The following is an 11408-nucleotide window of genomic DNA, read 5'->3' on the forward strand; positions in this document are numbered from 1 at the left end:
GATGGCGTCTCGCTCGCCCCGCGGCGCACGCGAGACGCAATGTTCAGGCGCGGCTGCGTCTCAGCGCAGGGCGTCCTCGCGGAACTCGCCGGGGAAGTCCACCGAGGGGCCGTTGTCAGACTCGCCCTTGCGGAGTTCCACGCGCCGGATCTTGCCGGAGATGGTCTTGGGCAGGTCCGTGAACTGCAGGCGACGGATCCGCTTGTAGCCCGCCAGGTGGGTGCGTGAGTACTCGAAGATCTCGCGGGCCGTGCCCTCGTCCGGTGCCCAGCCCCCGGCCAGCACCACGAATGCCTTGGGCACGCTCAGTCGGACCGGGTCCGGGGACGGGACGACCGCCGCCTCGGCTACCGCGGGGTGCTCCAGCAGGACCGACTCCAACTCGAAGGGCGAGATGCGGTAGTCCGACGACTTGAACACGTCGTCGGTGCGGCCGACGTACGTGATGTAGCCTTCCGCGTCCCGCGAGCCCACGTCACCGGTGTGGTAAAAACCGTCGGCGTATGCGGCATCGGTGCGCTCGGCGTCGCCGTGATAGCCGACCATCAGGCCGAGCGGGCGGGGGTCCAGGCGCAGGCAGATCTCGCCCTCGGCGCCGTCCTCGGTGACCTCCTCGCCGGTAGCCGGGTCCACGAGCGCCACGTCGAATCCGGGGCAGGGCCGTCCCATCGAGCCGTCCTTGATCGGCTGGCCGGGGGTGTTGGCGATCTGCACCGTGGTCTCGGTCTGCCCGAAACCGTCGCGGATGGTCACGCCCCAGGCATCGCGAACCCGGCCGATCACCTCGGGGTTGAGGGGCTCGCCCGCGCCGACGGCCAGGCGCGGCGGGTTCTGGAGCTGGCCGAGGTCGGCCTGGATGAGCATGCGCCACACCGTGGGCGGGCAGCACAGGCTGGTCACGCCGCAGCGGTCCATCTCGCGCATCATCGCCGTCGCATCGAAGCGGGAGTAGTTGTAAATGAACACGCACGACCCGGCGATCCACGGGGTGAAGACGTTCGACCACGCGTGCTTGGCCCAACCGGGCGACGAGACGTTGAGGTGGACGTCGCCGGGCTGCAGTCCGATCCAGTACATGGTCGACAGGTGGCCGGCCGGGTACGAGGCGTGCGTGTGCTCCACGAGCTTGGGCTTACTGGTGGTGCCCGAGGTGAAGTACAGCAGCAGGGTGTCGTCGGCGCGGGTGGTGTGGCTCGGCTGGAAATCCGGGGAGGCGTCCATCGCGGCCGCGATATCGGTCCAGCCCTCGGCGGCGCCGCCGACTGAGATGCGCTGGTAGTCACCGGAGATGGCGTCGAAGCGGTCGGCCAGTTCGGAGCGGGCGATCACATGGCTGATTCCGCCCCGGGAGATCCGGTCGCGCAGGTCGCCCTCGGCGAGCAGCGTCGTGGCCGGGATGACCACGGCTCCCAGCTTGATCACCGCAAGCATGACGTCCCACAGTTCCACCTGGTTGGCGAGCATGAGCAGGATCCGGTCGCCGGGCTCGACGCCACGCTCGCGCAGCCAGTTCGCGGTGCGGTCAGATCGGATGCGTATCTCGTCGAACGAGTACTTGGCCTCGGTGGGCGCGCCGCCGCCGTCGTTCTCCTCCACGATCCACAGCGCCGGGTCGGTATTGCCCTCGGCCTGGACGTCGAACCAGTTCAGAGCCCAGTTCCACTCGTCGAGTTCGGGCCAGGAGAAGCCAGCCCGGGCGGCGTCGTAGTCCTCGGCGTGGGCCTGGAGGAAATCGCGCGCGGCGCGGAACTTCTCGGTGGCCTCGGTGGAGAGCGGGGGCATGGATGCTCCTGTCGACAGACGTGTATCTAGTGAGTCAGCTCACACTATGTCGCGGGCGACGTGGGTCGATACACCCGAAAGAGGAGGGTTGGCACCCACTTCCGCGCTCGGCCCTGGATTACTAGGATGTGCAAGTATATGGTGATGGTCATCACGGGATAGGGCAGTGGCCAGCAGAGGTCGCCACCCGTAGGTCGAGAAGGGAACCCCATGTCGGATCTGAGGCAGGTCGAGCACTACATCAACGGAAAGCGTGTCGCCGCGACCGGCGGCCGCAGCCAGGAGGTGCTCAACCCGAGCACAGGTAAGGCGCAGGCCGTCGTGCCGCTCGCGTCCAAGGCCGAGGTCGACGACGTCATCGCCAAGGCCGCCGTCGCCCAGAAGGAGTGGGCGGCCATGAACCCGCAGAAGCGCGCCCGCGTGCTCATGCGCTTCGTCGACCTGGTCAACCAGAACATGGACGAGCTCGCCGAGCTGCTGGCCATCGAGCACGGCAAGACCACCCCGGACGCCCGCGGCGACATCCAGCGTGGCCTCGAGGTCATCGAGTTCTCCATCGGTATCCCGCACCTGCTCAAGGGCGAATACACGGAGAGCGCCGGCACGGGCGTCGACGTCTACTCGATGCGCCAGCCGCTCGGCGTCGTCGCCGGCATCACCCCGTTCAACTTCCCGGCCATGATCCCGCTGTGGAAGGCCGGCCCGGCGCTGGCCTGTGGCAACGCGTTCGTCCTCAAGCCCTCCGAGCGCGACCCCTCCGTGCCGGTCCGTCTGGCGGAGCTGTTCACCGAGGCCGGCCTGCCGGACGGTGTCTTCCAGGTCGTCCACGGCGACAAGGAGGCCGTCGACGCGATCCTCGACAGCGAGACGATCAAGGCCGTGGGCTTCGTCGGCTCCACCCCGATCGCGCAGTACATCTACGAGAACGCCGCCCGCACCGGCAAGCGCGCCCAGTGCTTCGGTGGCGCCAAGAACCACGCGATCATCATGCCGGACGCCGACCTGGACCAGGTCGCGGACGCACTGGTCGGGGCCGGTTTCGGCTCGGCCGGTGAGCGCTGCATGGCCATCTCGGTCGCCGTCCCGGTCGGCGAGGGCACCGCGGAGCGCCTGCTCGAGAAGCTGCTGCCGAAGGTCAAGGCCCTCAAGGTCGGCCACAGCCACGACCCGCAGTCGGATTACGGTCCGCTGGTCACGCCCGAGTCCAAGGCCCGGGTGCTCGACTACATCGACCAGGGCGAGAAGGCCGGGGCGAAGATCCTCGTCGACGGCCGTGGCGTCGGCGCCTACAACGCCGAGTACAACGGTGAGGACATCTCCGGCGGCTACTTCGTCGGGCCGACGCTGTTCGACAACGTCACCACCGACATGAGCATCTACACCGACGAGATCTTCGGCCCGGTCCTGGCGATCGTGCGCGCGAACGACTTCGAGGAGGCCCTGGCCCTGCCGAACGAGCACGAGTACGGCAACGGCGTGGCCATCTTCACCCGCGACGGCGACGCCGCCCGCGAGTTCGTCTCCCGCGTCGAGGTCGGCATGGTCGGCGTCAACGTCCCGATCCCGGTGCCGATCGCCTACCACACCTTCGGCGGCTGGAAGAAGTCCGGATTCGGCGACCTCAACCAGCACGGCCCGGAGTCGATCAAGTTCTACTCCAAGGTCAAGACGGTCACGCAGCGCTGGCCCTCGGGCATCAAGGATGGCGCCGAGTTCGTCATCCCGACCATGGACTGACGTCGGTCACCGTAGGAGAGGAACGGACATGTTCACCCTTGATGACGACGACAAGGTCATCGTCGACGCAGCGCGAGAATTCTCGGACAAGCGGATAGCGCCCCACGCGATTGAATGGGACGAAGGCCATCATTTCCCGAAGGACGTTCTGAGGGAAGCGGCCGAGATGGGCATGGGTGCGATCTACGTCTCTGAGGATGTGGGCGGCAGCGGGATGCGTCGCCTGGACGGGGTGCGCATCTTCGAGCAGCTGGCCCGCGGCTGTCCGTCGGTGGCGGCGTACCTGTCGATCCACAACATGTGCGTGTGGATGATCGACGAGTTCGGCACCGACGAGCAGCGGCACCAGTGGATCCCGAAGCTCGCGTCGATGGAGCTCTTCGCGAGTTACTGCCTCACCGAGCCCGGTGCCGGCTCGGACGCCGCGGCGCTGCGGACCAAGGCGGTGAAGGAGGGCGAGGGCCCGGACGCGGAGTACGTGCTGACCGGTACCAAGCAGTTCATCTCCGGTGGCGGTCAATCGGACGTCTACGTGGTGATGGCACGGACCGGTGAGGCGGGGGCCAAGGGCATCTCGACGTTCATCGTCCCGGCCGACTCGGAGGGGCTGAGCTTCGGTCCCAACGAGCAGAAGATGGGCTGGAACGCGCAGCCCACGGCGCAGGTGATCATGGAGGGCGTCCGGGTGCCGGCCGCCAACCTCATCGGCGGCGCGGACACCGGCGGCGAGGGCCTCGGCTTCACCATCGCCATGAAGGGTCTCAACGGCGGCCGCATCAACATCGCGGCCTGCTCGCTGGGCGGCGCCCAGCAGGCCTACGCCCAGGCGGTGGCGCATCTTCGGGACCGCGAGGCGTTCGGCGGCGCACTCATCGACGAGCCGACCATCCGCTTCACGCTGGCCGAGATGGCCACCGAGTTGGAGGCCAGTCGGCTCCTGTTGTGGCGTGCGGCCGCGGCCCTGGATGCCAAGGAGCCGGACCACGTCGAACTGTGCGCCATGGCCAAGCTGTTCGTGACCGACCGGTGCTTCGACATCGCCGACCGCGCACTGCAACTGTTCGGCGGATACGGGTATCTGGCCGAGTACGGAATCGAGAAGATCGTGCGGGATCTCCGGGTGCATCGCATCCTGGAGGGAACGAACGAGATCATGCGTGTCGTCGTCGGCAGGGCCGTCGCCGCACGCGGACTGGGAGCATAGAAGATGACGAACGGTTCACAGGCGATAGCGTTCCTCGGCCTCGGCAACATGGGTGGACCCATGGCTGCCAACCTGGTCAAGGCGGGCAACGAGGTCCGGGGTTTCGACCCGGTCGAGGCTGCCCAGGAGGCCGCACAGCAGGCCGGTGTCACGGTGTGCGAGTCGGCGGCGCAGGCCGTCGAGGGGGCATCGGTGGTCATCACGATGCTGCCCAACGGCGCGCTGGTCACCTCCACCTACTCCGAGGTGCTGCCCTCGGCAGGGAAGGGGACGTTGTTCATCGACTCGTCCACGATCTCGGTCGACGACGCACGTGCGGTGCACGCCCAGGCGGTTGACGCCGGGATGCTGCAGGTCGACGCTCCGGTCTCCGGCGGGGTCAAGGGCGCCACCGCCGGGACGCTGGCCTTCATGGTCGGCGGCGAGGACGAGGCCTTCGCCGCGGCCGAGCCCGTACTCGAGCCGATGGCCGGCAAGGTCATCCACTGCGGTGGCACCGGTGCCGGGCAGGCGGCCAAGGTCTGCAACAACATGGTGCTCGCGGTCCACCAGATCGCGATCGGGGAGGCGTTCGTCCTCGCCGAGCGGCTCGGGCTCTCGCATCAGGCACTGCACGATGTCGTCACCGGCGCGACCGGCAACAGCTGGGCCCTGCACACCAACTGTCCGGTCCCGGGCCCGGTGCCCACGTCGCCGGCGAACAACGACTTCACGCCCGGTTTCGCCACGGCTCTCATGAACAAGGACCTCGGGCTCGCCCTGGCGGCTCTGGAGAGCACGGGCACGGTCGCCCCGCTGGGAGCTGCGGCGGCAGCACTGTACGACGAGTTCGCGCAAGACAATGGCGACAAGGATTTCAGTGCGATAATCACCAGTATCCGCGCTTCGGCGGGGAACTGAACACATCTCCACTCTCGGGAGTCACACAATGTCCACCCTTCGACCCAGTGATTCGGACGCAGTCCTCGGGGCCCTTCGCAAGGTCCGGCAGGAGTCCGGGTTGCCGATGGTGTTCGCTGGCGAGGCCAACGGCGAGACCGCCAAGCTCACGCAGTTCATCGGCGCGCGTACCAGTTCCATGCAGGGACTGGCTGTGGCGAAGGGCCGTGGGCTGGGCGGTCACGTCATGGCCTCCGGCCGTCCGGCGTCGGTCCGCGACTATCGCGACTGCGACGGCATCACCCGCGATTACGCGCTCGCGGTGCGCCCCGAAGGACTCCGGGCCATCATCTCTGTTCCGGTGATGGTCTCCGGCGTGGCCAGGACGATCCTGTACGGCTCGGTGCGCGAGGCCACCCAATTGGGGGATCAGGTCGCGCGGATCTTCACCTCGGTCGCGTCCGAGTTGTCGTCGGAATTCCGGGTCCGCGACGAGGTGGACCGTCGCCTCCGGATGGCCGATCTCGCGGCCGCCGAGCAGGGCGCGGGGTTGGAGTCGACGGACCGTGAGCAGCTCCGGATGCTGCACGGCGAACTCCGGGCCATCGCCGCGGAACTTGGCGACCCCGCGTTGCGTGACCGGCTCCTCCAGGCCGGGTCCGCACTCGCGGGCGTCGGCCGGACCGCCGACGCCCGCGACATCCCGGTCGCCGAGAAGCCCGTCCTGTCGCCGCGTGAGATCGACGTCCTCGCCCAGGTGGCGCTGGGCTGCTCCAACGCGGAGGTCGGCTCTCGACTGTCGCTGTCACCGGAGACGATCAAGGCCTACCTGCGCAACATCGGCACCAAGCTGGATACGCGTTCGCGGATGGAGTCCGTAGCCCGCGCCCGCCTGCTGGGGATCCTTCCCTGACCTGCCTCGGCCCTGGTCTGACCTGGCCTGGCCCGGTTGCCGGCCGCCCGCCCCATCGATCAGAGCGTTTCGCACACCTCCCTTTCGGGAAACGTGTGCGGAACGCTCTTGTCGTTGCGGGGTGACCGTCAGCGAAGCGCGCGAGCACCTGAGCACGCGAGCACCTGAGCGCGCGAGCACCTGAGCGCGCGAGCAGGGGGTAGCGAAAGTCGGGGAGTGAGGTCGAGTTGCTCGTCGCCGCGAATCCCGCTGTGACCGGGGAGGATCCACTGCCGTCCACAGTCGTTCCGCGGGTGTCGGTGTGGCCCGGATCACTGCGCATCCACTTTCGGGTGTATCGGGGTGTGGCATGACTCACATAACTTCTTCGGCATCGACGTTTACCCGTCGTTAACTATTGCCAGCGCCGCAGGTTCACCACCCGGCGACACTGAGAAGACTGGAGTTGTCTTGACAGCCACGAACTCACCGGTAGGGGGCGCGATGCCATCCGCATCGAACACCGCACCGGCACAGAAGAAGACCTCGCTCACCCGGGTCGCAGCGGCCTCGTCGATCGGCACCACCATCGAGTGGTACGACTTCTTCATCTACGGCACCGCCGCCGCCCTGGTGTTCCCGACCCTGTTCTTTCCCGAGCAGAGCGCGGCGACGGCCACGCTGTCGTCGTTCGCGACCTTCGCCGTGGCGTTCTTCGCCCGCCCCGTCGGCGCCGCGGTCTTCGGCCACTTCGGCGACCGTATCGGCCGCAAGCGCACGCTGGTGTGGACGCTCATGATCATGGGTGTGGCAACCGTGTTCATCGGGTTGCTGCCCGGGTACGAGACCGGCGCGTTCGGCGCGTTCGAGAACGGCATCGGTATCCTCGCGCCCACCCTGCTCGTGGCGTGCCGGTTCTTCCAGGGCTTCGCGGTTGGTGGCGAGTGGGCCGGTGCAACCCTGCTCACCGCTGAGTACGCCCCCGAGGGCAAGCGTGGCCTGATGGCCATGTGGCCGCAGCTGGGCGTCGCGTTCGCGTTCTTCCTCTCCTCCGGAACGTTCCTCATCTTCGCGCTGGTCGCCGGTAACGACGCCGGTACCGACAGTGCCTTCATGCAGTACGGCTGGCGCGTCCCGTTCCTGCTGTCCGCCGTCCTGGTGCTCATCGGCCTCTGGATCCGCGTCTCTGTCGAAGAGACCCCGGTGTTCAAGAAGGACCGCGACATCGCCGCCAAGACCACCGGGCCCAAGACCCTGCCCTTCGCTGATGCCATCCGCCATCAGTGGAAGGAGATCCTGATCGCCGGTGGCGCGCTGACCTCGCTGTTCTCGCTGTTCTACATGGGCACGTCGTTCTTCACCAGCTACGGTGCCAGCCTCGGGCACACCCGCCCGTTTATGCTCGCCATGGGCATGGTCGCGGCAGTGGTCTTCGGTGGCGCCATCGCCCTGTCGGCGATGTACTCGGACCGCATCGGCCGCAAGAAGGTCATCGGCACCTCGGTCGCACTGGCGATCGTCTGGGCCCTGGTCGTGTTCCCCGTCCTCGACATGGGATCGACCTTCTCGTTCGCCTTGGCTCTGTTCGTCACGCTGATCATCTTCGGCATCGCCTACGGCCCGGCTGGTGCGCTGCTGCCCGAGCTGTTCCAAGCTCGCTACCGCTACACCGGTGCCGGACTGGGCTACAACCTCGCCGGCATCCTCGGTGGCGCGCTGCCCCCGCTGGCCGCCGCCGCGATGGCCGCCGCCGGCAACACCCTCGGAATCGGCATCATGCTCTCGCTGCTGTCGGCCATGTCGATGATGTGCGTGCTCGCGATGTCCGAGTCGAGCAAGAACAAGGTGCTCGCAGATGTTGAGGGCACCGACTCGACCATCGCCACCGAGGTTCCCTGATCAGGTGACCGCAGGCCCTGATGGGCCGCACCTCCCCACAGCAGCCGCGCCCGGCCCCACCCGAGAGGGGGCCGGGCGCGGTGTCGTCTGTACGACGGGATGGTGTGCCAGCACCTCCGCCGTGTGGCGGGAGAAGGGGTGACCGGACGTGGAGACGAGGTGGCGGGTCAGAAGTCGCCGGCGGTGCGCCGCAGGGACGCGATGGCGTCGATGAGTGCCACCTGGTCAGACTCGTCGATGCCCGGATCGGCAAAGACGCCGGAGTTGAGTGCGTCGGTAGCCTGTGCGACGACCTCGCGGCCGGCCTCGGTGATCTCGACCAGGGTGGTCCGGCCATCCGTCGGGTGCGGGCGACGTTCGACCAGCCCGGCGTCGATGAGGCGCTTCATCGCGCTGGTGACGCTCGTGACGTGGACCTGCAGTCGTTCAGAGGCCTTGGTGATGGGCATGGCGCCGGAGCGGGAGAACGCGAGAAGGCGCAGCAATTCATAGCGGGGGAACGACAGGTTCCAGGGACGCAGGGTCTCCTCGACGCGGGCCAGCAGGATCTGATGCGCCCGCATCACCGACGTCACCACGGTCATACCCTGAGCGGCGTCGACCCATCCCTCGCGTTCCCAGTTGGCGCGCGCCTGGTCGATGCGATCGGGGATCGGTGCGGTCCTGGGGGACAAGGTTCACTCCTGGGGCCACGGTGGTCGGTTGATCTGCCGATTCTACCGGTCAGCGCAGGTGAATTCGGTCAGGCGGGGCGAACGGGGCCGATACCAGGCGCTGAGAGAAGGCCCGCGGCTCCGGCCCCGTGAGTGGGTCCACCACTTGAGGGGTAGCCGGAGTTCTCGCAGTTCGGGGCCGCCGCGAACCGGCGATAGGCTCGGCTGATGACCAACACCGTCCAGCCGGGTGCCGTCGTCGACCCCGCCCGCGTCCGCCACCCGTATTTCCGGGACCTGGTCACGGACGCCGCGTCCGCGGTGGCCCGCATCCGGCACGGCGACACCGTCGCGATCAGTGGCTTCGCCAGCGCGGGGACGCCCAAGGCGTTCGCACCGGCGCTGGCCGACCGCATCCGCCGGGTGCGTGCGGACGGCGGAGAGCTGAGCGTCAACCTGCTCACCGGCGCGTCGGTGGCGAGCGAGGCGGAGTCGCTGCTCGCCGAGGTCGACGGCGTGGCCCTGCGGATGCCGTACCAGAGCGAACCCACCGCCCGCGGCAAGATCAACGACGGCCGGATGGACTACGTGGACATCCACCTGTCGCACGTGGCCCAGCAGGTGTGGGAGGGCAACTACGGCAAGGTGGATGTCGCCGTGGTCGAGGTCGCCGCGATCACCGAGGACGGAAAGCTCATCCCCTCGATGTCGGTGGGCAACAACAAGACCTGGCTCGAGGTGGCCGACGCGGTGATCCTCGAGGTCAACTCGTGGGTTCCGCTCGAGGTCGAGGGCATGCACGACGTCTACTACGGCACCGCGCTGCCGCCGGATCGTCGGCCCATCATGATGACGGGGCCGGCCGACCGGATCGGCCAGCCCCACCTCGAGGTGGACCCGGCGAAGGTCGTGGCCGTGGTGCCCACGAACGAGCAGGACTCGGAGACCGCGGTCACCGTGCCCGACGCCATCAGCCAGGCCATCGCCGGCCACGTGGTGGAGTTCTTCCGGCACGAGGTCGAGTGCGGGCGCATGCCGGCCGATGGTCTGCTGCCGCTGCAGGCGGGGATCGGCAATGTCGCCAACGCGGTGCTCGCCGGCCTGGCGGACGGCCCATTCACCAACCTGACCTGCTACTCGGAGGTCATCCAGGACTCGATGCTGGAGCTGATCCGACGGGGCACGGTCACCCACGCCTCGGCCACGTCGTTGGCGCTCTCGCGCGCGGGCCTGGCCGAGTTGGTGGACAACATCGACCTCTACCGCGAGCATGTGACGCTGCGCCCGCAGGAGATCAGCAATCATCCGGAGATCGTCCGCCGCCTGGGGATCGTCGGCATGAACGGCATGCTCGAGGCCGACATCTACGGCAACGTCAACTCCACCCACATCGGCGGCACACGCATCATGAACGGCATCGGTGGTTCGGGCGATTTCACCCGCAACGGGTACGTGTCCATGTTCCTGTCGCCGTCCACGGCGAGGGGCGGCGCGGTGTCGTCGATCGTGCCAATGGTGCCGCACGTGGATCACACCGAGCATGACGTGCAGGTCATCGTCACCGAGCACGGCCTGGCGGACCTGCGCGGCCTGAGCCCCCGCAAGCGCGCGCGGGTGATCGTGGACCGCTGCGCCGATCCGGCGTTCCGTCCGCTGCTGCACGACTATCTCGATCGGGCGACCGCACGGCCGAACGCGGGCAACACTCCGCATATCCTCGAAGAGGCCCTGTCATTCCACATCCGTCTCGCCGCGACTGGAAGCATGCTGGAGTAGGACCTGACGCCACCCGAGACGCACCGGAGGATCGATGACGACCAGCACGCGCCCCCTGCGGATCGGAAACATCTCCGCCTCCCGGGCCGACCGGGCCACCGCGACCGCCGAGTTCCTCGCCGCCTCGACCCTCGACGTCGTGGCGCTGGACATGCTCTCGGATGAGGCGATGTTGGATCTAGCCGCGCAGCGCGCCGACGGCGGCCCCGGGTATGAGCGCACCGCGGTGGTCCAACTTCGGGAGTGCCTGGACCTGCTCGGCGCCGTCGGGGGAACGCGCGGCGGGGCCGGTGGGAACCGGGGTGGGGCGGGCAACGTCGGTGGTGGTCCGGGAAAATCCGGGGACGACGACAACACCGGCGTTCGCGTCGTCACGAATGCCGGAGCCCTTGACCCGGAGGGCCTCGCCCATGAGTTGCGGGCACTGGCCCGCGAGTCCGGCATCGATCTACCGGTGGCCTGCGTCGTATCCGGGGAGGTGACGGACCGGGCATCGGAACTCGGACTCGGTGAGGTCGACGTGGCGACCGTGCGGCACGGGGCGTTCGGGATCGCCCGCGCTCTGGCTGATGGTGCCGTCGTCGTC

The 11408-nt window shown here is 68.1% G+C and carries 9 protein-coding genes; 7 read left to right on the plus strand and 2 right to left on the minus strand.

Features of this window, described 5'->3' with window-relative positions; all coding sequences use genetic code 11:
* Nucleotides 1-60: 60 nt before the first annotated feature.
* Nucleotides 61-1782 carry an AMP-binding protein gene (locus G6016_RS09980; protein ID WP_182632515.1) on the minus strand — a complete coding sequence of 574 codons (1722 nt, stop codon included), beginning with the start codon at nt 1780-1782 and terminating at the stop codon, nt 61-63.
* 210 nt (nt 1783-1992) lie between these two features.
* Here G6016_RS09980 and G6016_RS09985 point away from each other — a divergent pair, with 210 nt between their 5' ends.
* The 5 genes from G6016_RS09985 to G6016_RS10005 all read left to right on the plus strand — a co-directional run bounded on the left by G6016_RS09985 (nt 1993) and on the right by G6016_RS10005 (nt 8393).
* Nucleotides 1993-3519 carry a CoA-acylating methylmalonate-semialdehyde dehydrogenase gene (locus tag G6016_RS09985; RefSeq protein WP_182632516.1) on the plus strand — a complete coding sequence of 509 codons (1527 nt, stop codon included), beginning with the start codon at nt 1993-1995 and terminating at the stop codon, nt 3517-3519.
* Nucleotides 3520-3547: 28 nt separating this feature from the next.
* Complete coding sequence (locus tag G6016_RS09990; protein WP_182632517.1) at nt 3548-4723, plus strand: acyl-CoA dehydrogenase family protein; 1176 nt, start codon at nt 3548-3550, stop codon at nt 4721-4723.
* A gap of 3 nt (nt 4724-4726) precedes the next feature.
* Nucleotides 4727-5623, plus strand: coding sequence for a 3-hydroxyisobutyrate dehydrogenase (gene mmsB, locus G6016_RS09995; protein ID WP_182632518.1), 897 nt, complete (start codon nt 4727-4729; stop codon nt 5621-5623).
* 28 nt (nt 5624-5651) lie between these two features.
* Nucleotides 5652-6515 (plus strand): helix-turn-helix transcriptional regulator, encoded by an 864-nt coding sequence (locus G6016_RS10000; RefSeq protein ID WP_182632519.1) that lies wholly within the window; start codon nt 5652-5654, stop codon nt 6513-6515.
* A gap of 483 nt (nt 6516-6998) precedes the next feature.
* The gene (locus tag G6016_RS10005; RefSeq protein ID WP_182632520.1) at nt 6999-8393 is read left to right on the plus strand and encodes an MFS transporter; all 1395 of its coding nucleotides are present in this window, start codon (nt 6999-7001) and stop codon (nt 8391-8393) included.
* A gap of 167 nt (nt 8394-8560) precedes the next feature.
* Here G6016_RS10005 and G6016_RS10010 read toward each other — a convergent pair whose 3' ends face one another.
* Nucleotides 8561-9067 carry a MarR family winged helix-turn-helix transcriptional regulator gene (locus tag G6016_RS10010; RefSeq protein ID WP_182632521.1) on the minus strand — a complete coding sequence of 169 codons (507 nt, stop codon included), beginning with the start codon at nt 9065-9067 and terminating at the stop codon, nt 8561-8563.
* A 207-nt stretch (nt 9068-9274) separates the two neighbouring features.
* Between G6016_RS10010 and scpC the strand changes: the two genes are divergently transcribed.
* Nucleotides 9275-10822 (plus strand): succinyl-CoA:acetate CoA-transferase ScpC, encoded by a 1548-nt coding sequence (gene scpC, locus G6016_RS10015; protein ID WP_182632522.1) that lies wholly within the window; start codon nt 9275-9277, stop codon nt 10820-10822.
* A gap of 34 nt (nt 10823-10856) precedes the next feature.
* A partial coding sequence (locus tag G6016_RS10020) for an acyclic terpene utilization AtuA family protein (RefSeq protein WP_182632523.1) occupies nt 10857-11408 on the plus strand: 552 nt, incomplete at its 3' end.

The sequence above is a fragment of the Dietzia aerolata genome, from assembly GCF_014144865.1.
GTDB lineage: Bacteria > Actinomycetota > Actinomycetes > Mycobacteriales > Mycobacteriaceae > Dietzia > Dietzia aerolata.